Origin of the sequence: Cronobacter sp. JZ38, from assembly GCF_008932145.1 — a bacterium.
In the GTDB taxonomy this organism is placed as follows: Bacteria; Pseudomonadota; Gammaproteobacteria; order Enterobacterales; family Enterobacteriaceae; genus Cronobacter; species Cronobacter muytjensii.
Window position 1 is genome coordinate 572,569 of the sequence record NZ_CP017662.1, and the last position, 18,675, is coordinate 591,243.

The window sequence follows — 18,675 nt, forward strand, 5'->3', positions numbered from 1 at the left end:
CATCATCGAGGCTCTACAAGGTTCGACACAGGCACCATACCTGGACAGTCGCCGCGCCGTTGCGCTTCAGCAGGCGCGCGATTTGGGCAGCGGTACTCCCTGTCGTGACGACATCATCTACAATAACGATATGGAGACCCGCCACCGGCAATTCAACCCGAAAAGCGTTTTTCAGGTTGCTGCGCCGCTGCCTGGCACTGAGCTGCCGCTGGGGCGGGGCGGATTTTACGCGCACGACGGCGCCCGGTGCGTAGCGTATCCCGAGCCAGCGGGAAAGCGTGTTGGCGATTAGTGCGCTCTGGTTATAGCCGCGTCGCCAGGCGCGCGTGCGGTGCAGCGGCACGCTGATAATAAGATCCGCAGCGGGCAGGGTGGCGGCGCGTTTTGCGGCCAGCACGGTTAATAACAGCAGACGGGCAAGCGCGGACGAAAGCGCGGTGTGCCCGTGAAATTTAAACTGATGCACCAGCGTGCTCAGCGGCGGCGCATAATCGCTCGCGGCGATAAGCCGCTGCCAGGCCGGCGGCTTTTGCAGACAGCGGCCGCAGGGCAGCGTCGCCAGCGCGGCGGGCAACCCGCATTGCGGACAGACCGGCGTTAGCCTGCGCCGCTGGCAGCGCGAACAGACACCCCAGCCCGGTATGCGCAGCGGCATCCGGCATAGCCAACACATCCCCGGTATTGTTAGCATGACGACCTCCTTGTACATCAATCATGAGAAGAGTAACGGATGAATGACATCTGGTGGCAGACCACGGGCGAAGGAAATTGTCATCTTGTGCTGCTGCACGGGTGGGGGCTGAATGCCGAAGTGTGGCGTTGCATTTCGCAGGAATTAAGCTCGCACTTTACGCTGCATCTGGTGGATCTGCCGGGCTATGGGCGCAGCCAGGGCTTTGGCGCGCTGACGCTGGATGAAATGGCGCGCCTGGTGGCGAGCCGCGCGCCCGAACGCGCCATCTGGCTGGGCTGGAGCCTCGGCGGGCTGGTGGCAAGCCAGGTGGCGCTGAACGCGCCGGCCAGGGTTGAGGCGCTGGTGACCGTCGCGTCATCACCCTGTTTTCAGGCGGGCGACGACTGGCCCGGCATTAAGCCTGACGTGTTAAGCGGTTTTCAGCGCCAGCTGAGCGACGATTTTCAGCGTACGGTGGAGCGCTTCCTGGCGCTGCAAACGCTCGGCACAGAAACGGCGCGCCAGGATGCGCGTGCGCTGAAATCCATCGTCCTGGCGCAGCAGTTGCCGGGTGCCGATGTGCTAAACGGTGGGCTGGAGATCCTTAAAACCGCCGATCTGCGCGAGGCGCTCGCCGCCTGGCAGGGGCCTTTTTTACGCCTTTATGGACGTCTCGACGGGCTGGTGCCGCGCAAGGTCGCCGCACTGCTTGATGAGCGCTGGCCCGCCAGCGACTCGCTGGTTTTCGACAAAGCGGCGCATGCGCCATTCATCTCTCACCCGCGTCAGTTCTGCGACGCGCTGCTGGCGTTCAGGGCTCGCCTGGCAAACCGCTAAAAGCGAGCCATACTTTAGATGTCATTGTTATCGGGGCGTTTTTCGCAGCGCCCTTTTAAATCATCTGAACAGGAAGCCAAAAACATGAAACTACGCACGGGTATGCTGTTATCTGTTGTTCTGGGTTCGCTGTCGTTTGGCGCGCTGGCGGCGGAAGAGCTGCAAAAAGATAAAGTGAAAGAGATGAATCTGACCAAAATCGGCACTATCGTCTCTGACAAAGGCACCGCGCCGATGGATGCGAAAGAAGAGCTGGTCAAGAAAGCTGATGAGATGGGCGGCAAATATTATGTCATCACCAGCGGCGAGAAAACCGGCAAAGATATTCACGCCACGGCGGATGTTTACAAGTAACAAAAAGGGCGGGTATCGTGCCCGCCCTTCATACTACCGCAGCCGCCACACTTCTTTACGGCAGGCTTTGCCCTCCGGGCAGCGTCGACAACTGCCGCTCAGACAGCCCGATACTTCATCCTCCTGACGCTCCGCTTTCCCCATCGCCTCCAGCCGGCTGAGCATCGCGTTAATCAGCGGCAGCGGCGCGGCAAGCTGGTCGCTGATGCGCTGCGCATCCATTCTCCCTGACAGCGCCAGCAGATCCCGCACCTCCATCAGCGTGGCCATTAGTGGCACTCCCCGGCGGGCGTATCGCAGCAGTGCGCGTCGCGGCGCGACGCCAGCAGGCTCACATCCACCCGGCTACGCGCCCGGCGCAGCGCGGTAATCAGCGCCACGTTAAACAGCACGACGGTCAGCATCGCCGTCAGGCTGTAGAGCGGATGCGCCTGGAACGTCGCGCCCTGGTAAAACAGCGTCGCCAGCGAATACGCGATGTTCAGGCCCCAGAGAATCGAGAAGCCCATCCAGCCGCGGCTCGACTCGCGGGCAATTGCGCCCATGACCGAAATGCACGGGATATAGAGCAGCACAAACACCAGATAGCTGTAAGCGGCGGCTTCGCTGCCGAATTTAGCGCTCATCACGCCCATCGCGCCGGTGGCCATCTCGCCATCGCCTTTGCTGGCCTCGATCGGGTTTGCCAGCACGCTCAGGCTGAACGTGTCTTTCAGGCTCTGCCAAGTCTCGGTCAGCGCGCCGGTGAGTTCGTCCGTCAGGCTGAAGCTCGCGGCGTCGAACGGCGCCTCGTGGATATTTTCAGCGGTGTAGAGCGTGTTCAGCGTACCGACCACCACTTCTTTCGCCATCGCGCCGGTGAATAACCCGACGGTGGCCTGCCAGTTGTCGTCCTGCACGCCAATCGGCGCCAGCAGCGGTGTCAGTACACGGCTGACGGAGGCCAGCGCGGAATCATTAATGTTGTCCACGGTCTGGCCGCTGAACGAAAAGCTGTTAAGCGCGCCAATAAATACGCTAACCACCACAATCACTTTCCCGGCCCGCAGCACAAAGCCTTTCAGGCGCTGCCAGGTCTGTAACAGCAGGCTTTTCAGGTGCGGCACATGGTAGACCGGCAGTTCCATCACAAACGGCGTGGCTTCGCCGCGCATCAGGGTATATTTCAGCATCAGGCCCGTCAGGACCGCCATCACGATGCCGAGCAGATAGAGCGAAAAGACCACCAGCGCGCCGTCATTACCGAAAAAGGCGGCGGCGAACACCGCGAAAATCGCCAGTCGGGCGCCGCAGGACATAAACGGCGCCATCATGATGGTCATCAGCCGCTCGCGTGGGGCATCCAGCGTGCGTGCGCCCATCACCGACGGCACGTTGCAGCCGAAACCGACAATCAGCGGCACGAACGATTTGCCCGGCAGCCCCAGCGCCTGCATCAGACGGTCCATTACAAACGCCGCGCGGGCCATATAACCGGAATCCTCAAGAAACGACAGAAACAGGTACATCATGCCGATTTGCGGCACCAGCGGCAGCACGGTATTGATGCCGCCGCCGATCCCCTGGGCCAGAAACAGCGTCAGCCAGGCAGGGAAGTGCAGCGTATAGCCAACCCACTGTAGCCCGTGAATAAAAATCGCCACCGATCCCGCATCGAAAATCGGCTGCAACGCGCCGCCGATGTTAATGGCGAGCAGGAACATCAGATACATCACGCCCAAAAACACCGGCAGGCCAAGGAAGCGGTTGAGGATAATTTTATCTACCGCCGCTGTGAGACGGTGCGGCTCGGCGGTAAGGCTGTTGCTGACCGCGTCGCAAATGGCTGCGATGCTCTGATAACGGGCATCGACAATATGCAGCGCCGGGTCATCAAGCTGCGTTTCAAGCGTAGCCAGCGTCTGCGGGAGCCGGGCGGTTGCCGCGCCAGCCACGCTGCGGCTGTAGATATCGCCTTCGAGCATTTGCAGGCCGAGCCAGCGGCGCTGCTGCGCGGAAAGTTCACCGGGCATCGCTGACGCCAGCGCGTCCGCGGCCTCCATCAGCGGCGCCGGGTAGTGCACGCGCTCGATATCCTGATTGCGCTGATGCCGGTCAATCGCCAGTTTCAAACTGTCGATGCCGCGCGCCCGTGTGGAAACCAGCGGCACGACCGGGCAGCCGAGGCGGCTCGCCAGCGCGTCAATGTCGATTCGAATGTTTTGCTTTTCCGCGATATCCAGCATGTTTAACGCCACCACGCACGGGATGCCGAGTTCCAGCAGTTGCAGCGTGAGATAGAGATTGCGCTCAAGGTTGGAGGCGTCGACCACGTTTATTAACAGATCCGCCTCGCCGCCGAGAATGTAATGGCACGCGATCTGTTCATCCAGCGAGGTCTGGGAGGAGATGGTCGTCAGCGAATAAGTGCCGGGCAGGTCGACCAGCGTGACCTGATTATCGGTAGTGACGAAGCTGCCTTCCTTGCGCTCCACCGTGACGCCCGCCCAGTTGCCCACGCGCTGACGCGCGCCGGTTAGCTGATTAAACAGCGTAGTTTTACCGGAGTTCGGATTGCCAATTAAGCCGATGGTTAATTTTTTCATTTGCATACACTCAATAACGAGAGAGGTCAGCGGGCCGCTTCAACCTGCAACAGCGACAAATCTTTTTTTCGCAGCACCAGGCTTACGCGTCGGGTTTCGATATGAATTGGATCACCCAACGGTGCGACGCGTTTTACCTCAAACGACGAGCCCGGCAGCATGCCGAGCGACAATAATTTCTGGCGGTACGCCGGGCTAATTTCCCGGGCGAAACCGGTGATTTTCCAGCTACTATTCGGTGTGAATTGCATAAAACCTGCTTATTCCGGATGCGCTCAGCGGCGGTGAGCCGTGGCTATACAACGGCCGAAAGCCGATTATTGCGCGGGAAGGGATGTTAATCTGATTAAGATGGTAATGAGAATGGTTTTTATCTGCAACGCAATATTGCGGCGCAGCGATAATTTCTGAACTTTATTTGTTCTGGCGCAAAAAAATCAGCGCTGTCACGCGTCAGCAGGCGTTTTATATACCGTTATTGTTTATGATTCATAAGGTTAAATTAAATTGCGGGCGTAGTGGTGGTTTGCCTGAATATCCGCGTGTTATTTATTTGGCGCTATTGTTATTTAAATGAAAAATGTAACCGCGCACATATTTATTTTTATTTCAGAGTGTGGCGTTATTTAAATAAAGAACGTGGCGCGCAGGGGGCAGCGGCGTCGCTGTTAAAAGTGGATGCGCTGCGCTTATCCTCCCTGCGCTTATCGACTCTACAAAAAAGCTGTTGAACGTAGGGCGGGTAAGCGTACCCGTGGTCGCACATCCGACGCGCCAGCACCCGCGACAACCCGTCATCCCTGACCCAATAAAAAAGGCCGGTTTCCCGGCCTTTAACTGTCGCGGATGCTTACCGCTTTTTGCCAAACGCAGCGGCGAGCGCGTCGCTCATCGCGCTGTTGCCGCTGCTGGCGCTTTCCCGCTGTGGCTTGCGGTTCTGCGCCGGGCGGCTGTTTTGCTCGCGGTTGCTATTGCCGCCGCGCCGGGCATTACCTTCGCCCGGCTGCTCATCGAGACGCATGGTCAGCGCGATACGCTTACGCTGCAAATCCACTTCCAGCACTTTCACTTTCACGATATCGCCCGCTTTCACCACGGTATGCGGATCGTCTACGAACCGGTCGGACAGCGACGAAATATGCACTAACCCGTCCTGATGCACGCCGATATCCACAAACGCGCCGAAATTAGTCACATTTGTCACCGCGCCTTCCAGCACCATACCCGGCTGGAGGTCGTTCATCGTCTCCACGCCGTCGGCGAACTGAGCGGTTTTGAACTCCGGACGCGGATCGCGGCCGGGTTTTTCCAGCTCTTTGATGATGTCGGTCACGGTCGGCACCCCGAAACGCTCGTCGGTGAAATCCACCGCCCTGACGTTACGCAGCGCGCTGCTATTGCCCATCAGGTCACGCAGCGACTGTTCGGTTGCCGCCAGAATGCGCTCCACTACCGGGTAGGCTTCCGGGTGTACGGTCGAGGCATCAAGCGGGTTGTCGCCGTGGTTGATACGCAGAAACCCGGCGCACTGTTCAAACGCTTTCGGCCCCAGACGGCTTACCTTGAGCAACTGCTGGCGGTTGCGGAACTGGCCATTCTCGTCGCGCCAGGCGACGATATTCTGCGCCATCATGCGCGTCAGGCCCGCCACGCGCGTCAGCAGCGGCACCGAGGCGGTGTTCAGATCGACGCCGACGGCGTTTACGCAGTCTTCCACTACGGCGTCCAGTTTGCGCGCCAGCTGCGACTGGCTGACGTCATGCTGATACTGGCCCACGCCGATGGATTTCGGGTCGATTTTTACCAGCTCCGCCAGCGGATCCTGCAGGCGACGCGCGATAGACACCGCGCCGCGCAGCGAGACGTCGAGATCCGGGAATTCCTGCGCCGCCAGCTCGGAGGCGGAATAAACCGATGCGCCCGCCTCGCTGACAATCACCTTTTGCGCGGTCACTTTCGGGAACTGCTTCTGCACGTCGAGGAAGAAACGTTCGGTTTCGCGCGACGCGGTGCCGTTGCCGATAGCCACCAGCTCCACATTATGCTTCTCGCAAAGCGCCGCGATCACGACCGCCGCTTTCGCCGCCTGGCCGGTGTGTGGATAAACGGTGTCGGTAGCCACCAGCTTGCCGGTCGCGTCCACGACCGCCACTTTTACGCCGGTGCGCAGGCCTGGATCGAGGCCCATCGTGGCGCGCAGGCCCGCCGGGGCCGCCATCAGCAGATCGTGCAGGTTGCGGGCGAATACATTGATCGCCTCGTCTTCTGCGCGTTCGCGCAGCGTGCTCATCAGCTCGGTTTCCAGATGCATCAGCACTTTGATGCGCCAGGTCCAGCTCACCACGCCTTTACGCCAGCTGTCAGCCGGGGCGTTGTTCAGGCGCAGGCCCAGGTGATCGGTGATAATTTGCTCACAGTAGCTTTCGCGCGGCGGCTCGTCGAACTGCGGGTCGGCGTTGAGCGAGAGCTGCAATACGCCTTCGTTGCGCCCGCGGAACATCGCCAGCGCGCGGTGCGACGGCACCGTGGCGATCGGTTCATGGTGCGCGAAATAGTCGCGGAATTTAGCGCCTTCTTCCTCTTTGCCCGGCACAACAGTCGAGACCAGGTGCGCGTTTTTCCACAGGTAGTCACGGACTTTGGCGAGCAGAGCCGCGTCTTCGGCGAAACGCTCCATCAGGATATAACGCGCGCCGTCGAGCGCCGCTTTGGTGTCGGCCACGCCTTTCCCGGCGTCGATAAATTTCGCCGCTTCCGCGTCCGGTTCATGGGACGGGTCACTCCACAGCAGATCCGCCAGCGGCTCAAGACCCGCCTCGATGGCGATTTGTCCGCGGGTGCGGCGCTTCGGTTTGTAGGGCAGATAGAGATCTTCAAGCTCGGTTTTGCTCTGGGTGCCGGTAATGGCCGCCTGAAGTTCGTCGGTGAGTTTGCCCTGATCGGCAATCGATTTAAGGATAGACGCGCGGCGTTCTTCCAGTTCGCGCAGATAGCCCAGACGTGTCTCCAGCTGACGTAACTGGGTATCGTCCAGACCGCCGGTGACCTCCTTACGATAGCGTGCGATAAACGGCACGGTGTTCCCTTCATCAAGCAGGCGAATGGCAGCGTCTACCTGTTCATCCCTGGCCTGAAGCTCACTGGCGATAATACGACTGAGCGAATTATTCATCATGGCAATATCATCTGTTAAGTACAAAAAGTCAGGGCACAGTTATACGGACTGAAGGGTAAAAATGCCAGCCGTAGCCGCGCCCGTGGCGGGTTTCGGAGCTATCCGGGGTTGGCTACTTCACATATTCAATCGCGTTGACATACCAGGTGGCTTCGCCGCCCGGCGTCTGCACCGTCGCTACGTCGCCTTCCTCTTTTTTAAGCAGCGCGCGCGCCATCGGGGAGTCGATAGAGATGTAGTCTTTGCGGCCAAAAATCTCGTCGTAGCCGACAATGCGAAAGCGCTTCATGTCGCCGTTGTCATTTTCCACTTCGACCCAGGCGCCGAAAAAGACTTTGCCTTCCTGCTGCGGCGAATAGTCGACGATTTTTAAATGCTCAAGGCATTTGGTGAGATAGCGCACGCGGCGGTCGATTTCGCGCAGGCGCTTTTTGTTGTACTGATAGTCGGCGTTTTCGCTGCGATCGCCGAGACTTGCCGCCCAGGTCACTTTTTTGGTGACTTCAGGCCGCTCCTCGCGCCACAGATAATCGAGCTCTTTTTTGAGTTTTTCGTAACCTTCGCGGGTAATTAACGGCGTTTTCATCGGCTGGCCTTCGCTGATAATTTTAACGTCCGTACCTTAGCGGGCGCGGTGGCGAATGTGAAGCGCCTGCGCCGCGAAAGCGCGCGGCGATGTCGACCTGCGTTAAAAATCAGCATGAGCATACGAAATACGCCAGTTCGTTTATGATTAGGGTGATGTCGGCAGCGTCATTATGCCGTTCCTTAAGGACACGCCGGTTTTGTGATGGAAAGTGAAGATAAGCTGCTGTTAAATATGCTTTGTAACAATTTCGACTAGAATATATACCAGATTTAACTCACCGGCTGACGCACACTTTTTTAGAATGGCGTTACAACTGTTTGAGCCTTTGGGAGTAAACACAATGCAAGAAAATTACAAGATTCTGGTGGTGGATGACGATATGCGCCTGCGCGCGCTGCTTGAGCGTTACCTCACCGAGCAAGGCTTCCAGGTGCGCAGCGTGGCAAACGCCGAACAGATGGACCGCCTGCTGACCCGTGAGTCCTTCCACCTGATGGTGCTTGATCTGATGCTCCCCGGCGAAGATGGGCTTTCTATCTGCCGCCGTCTGCGCAGCCAGAGTAACCCGATGCCGATAATCATGGTGACCGCGAAAGGCGAAGAGGTGGACCGCATCGTGGGGCTGGAAATTGGTGCCGACGACTATATCCCGAAACCGTTTAACCCGCGCGAGCTGCTGGCCCGCATCCGTGCCGTGCTGCGCCGTCAGGCGAATGAGCTGCCGGGCGCGCCGTCGCAGGAAGAAGCCGTGATCGCCTTCGGCAAATTCAAACTGAACCTCGGCACCCGCGAGATGTTCCGCGAAGATGAGCCGATGCCGCTTACCAGCGGCGAGTTTGCCGTGCTGAAAGCGCTGGTCAGCCACCCGCGTGAACCGCTGTCGCGCGATAAGCTGATGAACCTGGCGCGCGGTCGCGAATATTCCGCAATGGAGCGCTCTATCGACGTACAGATTTCCCGCCTGCGTCGTATGGTGGAAGAAGATCCGGCGCACCCGCGCTATATCCAGACCGTCTGGGGCCTGGGCTACGTCTTTGTGCCGGACGGCGCTAAAGCATGAGGAAGCTGCGCTTCTCGCCTCGTAGTTCTTTCGCCCGCACGCTGCTTTTAATCGTCACCTTGCTGTTCGCAAGCCTGGTGACGACCTACCTGGTGGTGCTTAACTTCGCCATCCTACCGAGCCTCCAGCAGTTTAATAAAGTCCTGGCCTACGAAGTCCGTATGCTGATGACCGATAAACTGCAGCTGGAGGACGGGACGCAGCTGGTGGTGCCGCCGGCGTTTCGCCGCGAGATCTACCGCGAGCTTGGCATTTCGCTGTACGCCAACGAGGCGGCGGAAGAGGCGGGGTTGCGCTGGGCGCAGCATTATGAGTTTTTAAGCCAGCAGATGGCGCAGCAGCTTGGCGGCCCGACGGAAGTTCGTGTCGAGGTCAATAAAAGCTCGCCGGTAGTGTGGCTGAAAACCTGGCTGTCGCCCAATATCTGGGTACGCGTGCCGCTGACTGAAATTCATCAGGGCGATTTTTCGCCGCTGTTCCGCTATACGCTGGCGATAATGCTGCTGGCGATCGGTGGCGCGTGGCTGTTTATTCGTATCCAGAACCGGCCGCTGGTGGAGCTGGAACACGCGGCGTTGCAGGTCGGTAAAGGGATCATTCCGCCGCCGCTGCGCGAATATGGCGCCTCCGAGGTGCGTTCAGTGACGCGCGCCTTTAACCATATGGCCGCAGGCGTGAAACAGCTCGCCGACGACCGCACGCTTCTGATGGCGGGCGTCAGCCACGACCTGCGCACGCCGCTGACGCGCATTCGTCTGGCGACTGAGATGATGAGCGAGGGCGACGGCTATCTGGCGGAGTCGATCAATAAAGATATCGAAGAGTGCAACGCCATCATCGAACAGTTCATCGATTATCTGCGTACCGGACAGGAGATGCCGCTGGAAACCGCCGATCTTAACGCGGTGCTGGGCGAAGTGATCGCCTCGGAAAGCGGCTATGAGCGCGAGATAGAAACGGCGTTGCAAAGCGGCGAAATTCCGCTGCGTATTCATCCGCTCTCCATCAAACGCGCCGTGGCGAACATGGTGGTGAACGCCGCGCGCTACGGCAACGGCTGGATCAAAGTGAGTAGCGGCACCGAACTCAACCGCGCGTGGTTCCAGGTGGAAGATGACGGGCCGGGCATTGAGCCGTCGCAGCTTAAACATCTGCTGCAACCATTCGTGCGCGGCGACAGCGCGCGCAGCACCAGCGGCACGGGGCTTGGGCTTGCCATTGTGCAGCGTATTATCGATAACCATCATGGTTTACTGGATATCGGCAAAAGTGAGCGCGGGGGGCTGCGCATTCGCGCCTGGCTGCCGGTACCAGTGGGTACGGCGGTTGCGAAAAACAGTTGATAACGTAACGCCATAAAAAAACGGCTCCTTTACGGAGCCGTTTTTACGTGTATCCGCTTAACGTTGCGGGCCGGCGCTCACCAGCGCGGCGCCCGCAGGCGTGTCGGTATATTTCTCAAAGTTGCTGATGAACAGTTTCGCCAGCTGCTGCGCTTTCTCCTGCCACTGCTCCGGTGAGGCATATGTGTTACGCGGGTCAAGGATATGCTCGTCAACGCCCGGCAGGCTGGTTGGGATAGCCAGGTTAAACAGCGGCAGCGTGAAGGTTTCGGCGTCATCCAGCGACCCGTTCAGGATGGCGTCGATAATCGCACGGGTATCCTTAATCGAGATGCGCTTGCCGGTGCCGTTCCAGCCGGTATTGACCAGATACGCCTGCGCGCCTGCCGACTGCATGCGTTTGACCAGCACTTCCGAGTATTGTGTCGGGTGCAGCATCAGGAACGCCGCGCCGAAGCAGGCCGAAAACGTCGGCGTCGGCTCGGTCACGCCGCGCTCGGTGCCCGCGAGTTTAGCCGTAAAGCCGGAAAGAAAGTGATACTGCGTCTGGCTGGCGGTCAGACGGGAGACCGGCGGCAGAACGCCGAACGCATCGGCAGTCAGGAAGATAACTTTGGTCGCGTGGCCCGCCTTCGACACCGGCTTGACGATGTTATCGATGTGGTAAATCGGGTAAGAGACGCGGGTGTTTTCGGTTTTCGACGCGTCGTCGAAATCGATGCTGCCGTCGTCGCGCACGGTCACGTTTTCCAGCAGCGCGTCGCGGCGGATGGCGTGATAGATATCCGGCTCGGCGTCTTCAGAAAGGCGAATGGTTTTAGCGTAGCAGCCGCCTTCGAAGTTAAACACGCCATCATCGTCCCAGCCATGTTCGTCATCGCCGATAAGACGGCGTTTCGGATCGGTGGAGAGCGTGGTTTTACCGGTGCCGGAGAGACCGAAGAACACCGCCACGTCGCCTTTCTCGCCGACGTTCGCCGAGCAGTGCATCGACGCGATGCCTTTCAGCGGCAGCAGGTAGTTCATAATCGAGAACATGCCTTTTTTCATCTCGCCGCCGTACCAGGTACCGCCGATAAGCTGCATCCGTTCGGTCAGGTTGAAGGCCACGAAATTCTCGGAGTTCAGCCCCTGCGTTTTCCAGTCAGGGTTGGTGCACTTCGCGCCGTTCATCACGATGAAATCGGGTTCGAAGCCTTCCAGTTCTTCATCGGACGGGCGAATGAACATGTTCTTAACGAAATGCGCCTGCCAGGCCACTTCGGTAATAAAACGCACCGACAGGCGGCTATCCGGGTTGGCACCGCAGAACGCATCGACGATAAACAGGCGTTTGCCGGAAAGCTGCTGCGTTACCAGGCCTTTCAGATGCTGCCAGTTTTCCGGCGTCAGCGGTTTGTTGTCATTCTTGCCTTTGCCATTGTCGGACCACCAGAGCGTGTCTCGCGTGGTGTCATCGCGCACGATGTATTTATCCTTTGGCGAACGGCCGGTAAAAATTCCCGTGTCCACGGCCACCGCACCCAGATTTGTCAGCACCCCACGCTCGTAGCCTTCCAGCGAAGGATCGAGTTCTTCGCGATAGAGCGTTTCATAATCGGGGTTATAAACCACCTCCTGGACGTCGTTGATACCGTAAGCCTTGAGATCCTGCGGGGTTATGCCTGTAACTCGCATTTCACTGCTCCTTAGCCAATTTATACTGCCTGAAATTGTAGGGTTGTTCCGGGGACGTTAACCGCGACAGGCTTCATAGATTTACGTAACTGATGGGTCGCCAGGCGCGCCATAGTGGAAAGTTCTGTGAGACCGGTCACGACGGGACTCAGAGTATGGCAACATTTTATCTGTGAACGCGTTAATTGTTCCGAATATGTTATAAAAGCCACCCGCTAAACCCGCACTTTGTGACTGTAAGCGCTTTCCTGAAGAAAATTATCTTTTCTGTGAAAACCAAAACCGGCGTGCGATCGCACTGGATAATCGTCTTTTTGCTGACGCGCCTGCGCGCCTGGCGTATCAAATGGCGTTCTTGACACTTCACGCTCACTTCACCAACGCGGTTTATATTCAACGCATAAATGCGTTTTTAAAGGATTATCGCTATGTCTGAACTCCTCCCCTTAGCGCGCACGACGCGCCTGGGCATCGTGGTTATCGCCGCGCTCTGCGGCCTGCTGATGTATTTAACGGGCCCGCACAACCTTATTGTGATGAGCCAGGGCTCGGCGCTGATAGTGCACTCGCTGGCGATAACGCTCTGCGTCAGCGTTGCGCTGGCGGCGGTGCGCCTGCGCGCGCCGCGTTTCTGGCTGATGACGGGCGCCCTGATGCTGCTGGTCGGGCTGATGTCCGGCTGGATGCGCTGGTCAATCGCGGGCGTCGATGAACTGGACGCCAGTGAAATGGTGGTGAGCTGGTATTTCCATCTGGCCGCCACGCTCTTTATCGCCATGCCCTGGCTGCAACGCGACAGCAACGAGGGCGCGCCGGTTTCGCGCTGCCTGGCGTTATGGAACAACGGTGTGGCGCTGCTGCTGGCGCTGGCGCTGGCTGGCGTTTTCTGGGGCGTGCTGCTGCTGTGGGCGAAGCTTTTTAGCGCGGTGAATATTGGTTTCTTCGAGACGCTATTTTTCAACACGCCGCTCTTCGGCTTTGTCATGGTGACGGTCTCCGGCGTGGTCTGCCTGCTGCTCTGTCGCAGCCAGACACGCATTACCGAGGCGCTGATCCGCTTTCTGACGCTGGCAGCATCCGGCCTGCTGCCGCTCGCCGCGCTTATCGCGCTGCTGTTTTTAGTCACGCTGCCGTTTGTCGGGCTTGACGGGCTGGCGGCGCGCACCTCCTGTAACGCGCTGCTGAACACGCTGGCGCTGATGCTGCTGGCGCTCGCAAGCCTGGCGGACGCCCCGTGGCGCAGCGCGCCGCCGGCGCACAAGGCGCTGCGTCTGCTCAATAACGCCGGGTTGATTATGACCCCGCTATTTGCCGCGCTGGCCGCGTGGTCGCTGTGGCTGCGCGTGCAGCAGTATGGCTGGACGCCATCGCGCGTTTACGCCGCCCTTATCACCGCGACGGTGCTGTGCTGGGCGGTGGGCGCTGCGCTTCGCGTAGTCCGCGGGGCGAAAACCGGCGAACAGGGTAATGACACCGGCGGGCGCGTGGTGATGGTGTTTTCGTTCGCGCTGTTAGTATTAAGCCATTCGCCGGTGCTCGACCCGTGGCGCATCAGTGTGGACAGCCAGATGGCGCGCTACGAGCGCGGGACGCAAAAGGCCGACTACCTGAGCCTGTATATGCTCCAGCACGCCGGGCGACGCGGGCAGGCGGCGCTGAATACGCTGCGCAACAACACAACGTTTATGGCGGACCCGGAAAACCGTCAGGCCATGAACAGCATACTCTCCCAGGAAGCCACGGCGCCTGTCGGCGAGGAGAGCCTGCGCCGCGCGATTACCCTTGCAAACGGCACGGCGGCACCTGACGAGAGCTGGTGGAAGTGGGCGCGGGGAGAGAACGCCTACAATGTGCGCAGCTGTTTATATGAGAAGGGAAGCTGTGTGGTATCGATGCTGGATCTGAATCATGACGGGCAAAAAGAAGTGCTGCTGTGCAGCAGTGTTGATCGCAGTTGTAGCGTGGCGCAGCGCGAAAATGGCCAGTGGCAGCAGGTCGGCTGGAGTATGGCTGTACCGGAAAGCCTGAGCCGCGAGGCGTTTGGGCAGGCGCTGCGCGCCAATCAAATCAAAGGAAAAGATAAAGCCTGGCAGGACGTGGATATCGGTGGCGTGAAGATAACGCTCAGCTATCAGGAATAAACAGTATCAATGAAGCGCTTCCCGCCAGGCGGCGGGAAGCGCAGCAGGTATTAATGCACCTGCGGATCGGCCGGAGAGGCGTTTTTGCGGATCCCGGCGATATCCATCGCGTCGAACACATAGTGGGTGCCACAGTAGTCACAGTGCATATCCACTTCGCCATCTTCTTCCAGAATCTGCGTGACTTCTTCATCCGGCAGCGTGCGCAGCGCGTCTGCGCAACGTTCACGCGAACAGGTGCATTTGAACTCCACTGCCTGCGGATCGTAAACGGTCACTTCTTCTTCATGATAGAGACGCCACAGCACCTCATTGGCAGGCAGTGTGAACAACTCATCCGCCTTAATGGTTTCGGTCAGCGTCGCCAGATGGTTAAAGTCATCCGTCTGGGCATCCTGCGCCGGCAGCACCTGCAGGAGCATACCGCCTGCGGCTGGCTGTCCCTGCGCTTCGCCGGTGCGGATAAACAGGCGGGTCGGCAGCTGTTCGGAACGCATAAAGTAATCTTCCAGGCATGCGGCCAGGGTATCGCCTTCCAGCCCCACTACGCCCTGATAGCGTTCGCCTTCTTCCGGTGTGATGGTGATGACCAGATAGCCGTTGCCGACCAGCGTTTTCAGGTCCGCGTCCGCCGGAACTTCGCCCTGCACACGCGCGACGCCGCGCATCTGCTGCTGATTGTTGCCATTAATAACCGCAAGCGTCATCGGCCCGTCGCCTTGCAGCTGCACGGTAATATCGCCCGCGAATTTCAGCGTGGCGGTCAGCAGGCTGGTGGCGACCAGCAGTTCGCCCAGCAGCGTCTTAACCGGCAGCGGATAGTCATGGTTTTCAAGGATCTGTTTCCAGGTTTCTGAAACCGTCACCAGTTCGCCGCGCACGGCATAATTTTCAAAAAGATAGCGGTGTAGTTGGTCGTGTTGAGCCATTATTCTCTCTCCTGGCGTGACGGTTATTCGCTGTCGCCAAATTTAAATTTGATCAGATCGCGGCGCTCTTTTTTATCCGGGCGACGATCCGGATGCGGCATGGAAAGGGCGTTGAGTTTACGCGCCAGCGCAAGTTTTTCACGCTTTTCGATACTTTCTGCCGTCTCTTCGTACAGCAGTACCGCCTCGGCTGCCGGGCGACGCTGGTCGGTTATTCCTTTCACCACCAGCGTGCGTTCATCGTTTCCCTGACGCAGAGTTAATACTGCGTTCGGTTCGATAATTTTACTCGGTCTCGTCCGTTGCCCGTTGTAGTGCACTTTGCCGCCTTCGATCATCTCGCGGGCCAGCGTGCGGGTTTTATAGAAGCGCGCCGCCCAGAGCCATTTGTCCAGGCGAACCCCTTCGGTGGATTTTTCTTTCATCACGACTCCTCGGTTTGCAGCGAGGGGATCAGACGACGGTAATCGCCAAGCGCCGGATGGCGCTGATAGCATTTATCCGCAACGCCTGAATCAGGATTGGTGACGCCGAGACAGTAGCGAATACCAAACCGCGCGGCGGCGTCGAGAATCGGCTCGCTGTCGTCGATAAACAGCGTGCGCGACGCGTCAAGACCGGTGTGCCGGGCAACGGCCTGCCATAACCGCTGATCCTCTTTTGGATAACCAAATGTGTGGGTGGAAAGCAATAAATCAAGGTGCTGAGCAAGCCCGGTATGCTCAAGCTTCACTGCCAGATTATGCGGATGCGCGTTGGTCAGCAGAATACGCCGCTTACCGCAGGCTTTCAGCGCGTCGAGAAACGGCACGGTGTCTTCGCGTATCAACGCGCGCGGCCCCTGTTCCGTCGTCATGGCGCAGATATCCAGCCCCAGGCGATCGCTCCAGTAATCCAGACAGTACCAGTTTAGCGTATGCTGCACGGCATGATATTCGGCGCGGATCTGGTGGTGGGCGTCATCCAGCGGAATGCCGCGCTGCTGGCTCAAGGTTTCGGGGACCAGCTTCTGCCAGAAAAAGGTATCGAACGCCAGATCGAGCAGCGTGCCGTCCATGTCCAGCAGAACGGTATCAACCTCCTGCCAGGCGATATCAATAGGCATAGGAACTCCCGCCTGAGGAAAAAGGGGCGACAGGTTACCATAAACCCGTCGCCGCCGGATTATCAGAACAGGGGGCGAATATCTGCGGAGGGGACCAGTTGCGGGTTAAAGCAGTTTTCGTAATAGCGCTGGATTTCTTCAATGCGGGTGCGGCTGCGCTGCCAGCGACGCAGGGCTACGACGCCGTTATAGAGCGCGCAGACGAGCATAATCAGCATTAACAACGACGTGCCGAAGTAGCGCCACAGCCCGGCGCTGTCCGGCACGCTGCTCAGCGTGACGTGCTGCGTGCCGTTAGCATCGGTGCGCAGGCTGGTGACGACGCCTTCCGCGTGGAACGGGGTCTGCATTAACATACCGGCCAGGCGCTGGAACTCTTTCCACTGCTCCTGCGGCGGGAAGTCATACAACGACGTCGGCGGCAGCGGCTGGTTGACCATATCCTTGCCTTCGTCGCTGACAATCATAAAGCCGCCCGGCGGCGGGCTGTTCAGCGACTGCGCGGCGCGGCTGGTTTCGCGCACGAAGAATGGCGCCGTCGAGGCGATGACCAGATTATCGAGCGATTCGGCGCTGACCGGGCGCAGCAGCACGTTAATGCCGTCGAGCTTGCCTTCGCCGGCGCGTTTGACCAGCGACGGCCAGTCTTTGGTATTGCCGAGGTTCACCAGCGCGTTTTTAAGCCTTACGCATTCTTCTTCGCCCGTACACAGCGCTTCGGTTTTCAGCACGATCTCGGCGAAATCATCCAGCAGCACCATGCCCGATTTCTGAATGGCCGAGGCCAGTTGCGGGTTAATTTTGGTGTCGCCTTCCTGCGGATGCAGCTGACGATTTACCGCCTCTGCCAGCGCAGTGGCTTTGGTCACCGTGTCGGATTCCGGCAGGGGCAGGGGGCTTGCGTTATTCCAGAGAATTTGCGAGCAGTCGAACGGCATAAACGGGTAGTTCTGGCGCGTGGTGTAGCGGCCCGGCAGATGAATGTTACACATGCCGGTGCCGTCAATACGCAGCGTATCGCCGACACGCAGGCCCGCTTCTTCCAGTTGCGCGACGCTGGTCGCCTCGACCGTTTGCGCACCTTTAAGCCACGAGATAGTCAGCTTGAACGGCATATCGAGCGGCACCCAGAGCGTCAGGAGCAGCAATACCAGCAGCGCGCCCGCGCCGATGACCGCGCTGCGCAGCCAGTGCTGCAACGGAAAATGTTTGACTTCATCATGCAGCGACAGAAAACGACCCTGGCGCACGACATGGCGATCCATATAGATATCAATATCCGTTTTCTGCCCTAAATCGTGAGCGATAAACGGCTGCCAGTGGGCCGGATAGATGAGATCGATAATGCCAAGCGAAATATTATTAAGCTGTTCCTGATTGGTTTCGCCAAACAGGCCCCAGCGTTTCGGCGTGCCACGCAGACAGTGAATTTCGCGCAGCGCCGTTTTCGCCGGCGGCGCGTAAAGCCCCCACAGGCCCGCGCCGAGGAGCAGAATCGCACCCCCGGCAAGCCAGGGAAGCATGACTGGCGGCGTCACGAGACAGAGGAAAAAGAGCACGAATGAGGCGCAGATCAGCAGCGCCTCACGCAGCCCGTCCGGGCGGCCAAGCGCGTGCTCTTCCTGCGTCTCCTGGCGTATATTCAGCAGTTCAATCTGCTCGCTCTCTTCGCCGCGAATGGACGCCAGGCCAGACGTCGGTCCTTCCAGCACATAGCCGCGCGCCTCATGCACATGTTCCTGCAGCGAATGGCCGTTAAGCGAGATAACCAGCGGCAGCGTAGCGGTACGAATAAGCTCGACGCTGTTGTCGTCGGTAATGTATTGCTCGCAGAATGGCGGCAGGTGCACTTCCACCGAATCCAGGTAGTAGCGCCATTTGTTCGGGTCATCGGAAGACAGGCCGTAGCGGGTGATGGCGCGACGGATGCTGTAGACGGTGCCGCTGTTTTGTGTCAGCGTTAATTTTACGGGCGCTTTGATGGCGCCGGTCGGCGTCGGCGAATCCTGAAAACGCGATAGCGTTTCCAGATAGCTTTCGATGGCGCTACGCTCTTCACTGCTGAGTTTACGGGTCGTGGCGCCAGCAAACACCTGGGCGGGTAAACGGGGATGACGGGGGCGAATTTTGCGCTTTATCCACCAGCCTGCAATGACGATGCAGGCCAGCATAGCAGCGACGAAAATCAACAAAGTGCTCATGCTTTC

General features: G+C 58.9%; 16 protein-coding genes. 5 read left to right on the forward strand and 11 right to left on the reverse strand.

All coding sequences use genetic code 11. The annotated features are described in order from the left end of the window. Positions 1-13: 13 nt before the first annotated feature. Positions 14-691 (reverse strand): DNA utilization protein GntX, encoded by a 678-nt coding sequence (gene gntX, locus BJP61_RS02595; RefSeq protein ID WP_171997792.1) that lies wholly within the window; start codon positions 689-691, stop codon positions 14-16. A 39-nt stretch (positions 692-730) separates the two neighbouring features. On the opposite strand from gntX, the gene bioH reads away from it, so the two are divergent. Continuing rightward, positions 731-1,510 (forward strand): pimeloyl-ACP methyl ester esterase BioH, encoded by a 780-nt coding sequence (gene bioH / locus BJP61_RS02600; RefSeq protein ID WP_171997793.1) that lies wholly within the window; start codon positions 731-733, stop codon positions 1,508-1,510. Between the two features lie 84 nt (positions 1,511-1,594). Next, positions 1,595-1,864 carry a YdgH/BhsA/McbA-like domain containing protein gene (locus tag BJP61_RS02605; RefSeq protein WP_038867060.1) on the forward strand — a complete coding sequence of 90 codons (270 nt, stop codon included), beginning with the start codon at positions 1,595-1,597 and terminating at the stop codon, positions 1,862-1,864. 33 nt (positions 1,865-1,897) lie between these two features. Here BJP61_RS02605 and feoC read toward each other — a convergent pair whose 3' ends face one another. The 5 genes from feoC to greB all read right to left on the reverse strand — a co-directional run bounded on the left by feoC (position 1,898) and on the right by greB (position 8,210). After that, on the reverse strand, positions 1,898-2,134 hold the full coding sequence (gene feoC, locus BJP61_RS02610; protein WP_075193286.1) for a [Fe-S]-dependent transcriptional repressor FeoC: 237 nt from the start codon (positions 2,132-2,134) through the stop codon (positions 1,898-1,900). Beyond that, the gene (gene feoB, locus BJP61_RS02615; RefSeq protein WP_038867064.1) at positions 2,134-4,449 is read right to left on the reverse strand and encodes a Fe(2+) transporter permease subunit FeoB; all 2,316 of its coding nucleotides are present in this window, start codon (positions 4,447-4,449) and stop codon (positions 2,134-2,136) included. The genes feoC and feoB overlap by 1 nt, the downstream gene beginning before the upstream one ends. 26 nt (positions 4,450-4,475) lie before the next feature. Continuing rightward, positions 4,476-4,700, reverse strand: coding sequence for a ferrous iron transporter A (feoA, locus tag BJP61_RS02620; RefSeq protein WP_038867066.1), 225 nt, complete (start codon positions 4,698-4,700; stop codon positions 4,476-4,478). A gap of 599 nt (positions 4,701-5,299) precedes the next feature. Further along, complete coding sequence (locus tag BJP61_RS02625) at positions 5,300-7,624, reverse strand: Tex family protein (RefSeq protein ID WP_075193285.1); 2,325 nt, start codon at positions 7,622-7,624, stop codon at positions 5,300-5,302. Positions 7,625-7,736: 112 nt separating this feature from the next. After that, positions 7,737-8,210: a transcription elongation factor GreB gene (gene greB, locus BJP61_RS02630; RefSeq protein ID WP_171997794.1), complete on the reverse strand. Its 474-nt coding sequence runs from the start codon at positions 8,208-8,210 to the stop codon at positions 7,737-7,739. Positions 8,211-8,553: 343 nt separating this feature from the next. Between greB and ompR the strand changes: the two genes are divergently transcribed. Further along, complete coding sequence (ompR, locus tag BJP61_RS02635) at positions 8,554-9,273, forward strand: two-component system response regulator OmpR (RefSeq protein ID WP_006177890.1); 720 nt, start codon at positions 8,554-8,556, stop codon at positions 9,271-9,273. Further along, complete coding sequence (gene envZ / locus BJP61_RS02640; RefSeq protein ID WP_038867082.1) at positions 9,270-10,616, forward strand: two-component system sensor histidine kinase EnvZ; 1,347 nt, start codon at positions 9,270-9,272, stop codon at positions 10,614-10,616. Before ompR ends, envZ begins: the two co-directional genes overlap by 4 nt. 57 nt (positions 10,617-10,673) lie before the next feature. Here envZ and pckA read toward each other — a convergent pair whose 3' ends face one another. Continuing rightward, positions 10,674-12,293 carry a phosphoenolpyruvate carboxykinase (ATP) gene (gene pckA / locus BJP61_RS02645; RefSeq protein ID WP_171997795.1) on the reverse strand — a complete coding sequence of 540 codons (1,620 nt, stop codon included), beginning with the start codon at positions 12,291-12,293 and terminating at the stop codon, positions 10,674-10,676. A gap of 428 nt (positions 12,294-12,721) precedes the next feature. Between pckA and BJP61_RS02650 the strand changes: the two genes are divergently transcribed. Further along, positions 12,722-14,434, forward strand: coding sequence for a DUF4153 domain-containing protein (locus tag BJP61_RS02650; RefSeq protein WP_171997796.1), 1,713 nt, complete (start codon positions 12,722-12,724; stop codon positions 14,432-14,434). A 50-nt stretch (positions 14,435-14,484) separates the two neighbouring features. Here BJP61_RS02650 and hslO read toward each other — a convergent pair whose 3' ends face one another. The 4 genes from hslO to BJP61_RS02670 all read right to left on the reverse strand — a co-directional run bounded on the left by hslO (position 14,485) and on the right by BJP61_RS02670 (position 18,669). Next, positions 14,485-15,363, reverse strand: a complete 879-nt coding sequence (hslO, locus tag BJP61_RS02655) for an Hsp33 family molecular chaperone HslO (RefSeq protein ID WP_038867086.1) — start codon at positions 15,361-15,363, stop codon at positions 14,485-14,487. 23 nt (positions 15,364-15,386) lie between these two features. Continuing rightward, positions 15,387-15,788 (reverse strand): ribosome-associated heat shock protein Hsp15, encoded by a 402-nt coding sequence (hslR, locus tag BJP61_RS02660; protein ID WP_038867087.1) that lies wholly within the window; start codon positions 15,786-15,788, stop codon positions 15,387-15,389. Next, positions 15,788-16,468: a GMP/IMP nucleotidase gene (yrfG, locus tag BJP61_RS02665; RefSeq protein ID WP_038867088.1), complete on the reverse strand. Its 681-nt coding sequence runs from the start codon at positions 16,466-16,468 to the stop codon at positions 15,788-15,790. The genes hslR and yrfG overlap by 1 nt, the downstream gene beginning before the upstream one ends. A gap of 62 nt (positions 16,469-16,530) precedes the next feature. Beyond that, on the reverse strand, positions 16,531-18,669 hold the full coding sequence (locus BJP61_RS02670) for an intracellular growth attenuator family protein (RefSeq protein WP_038867090.1): 2,139 nt from the start codon (positions 18,667-18,669) through the stop codon (positions 16,531-16,533). Positions 18,670-18,675: the final 6 nt, after the last annotated feature.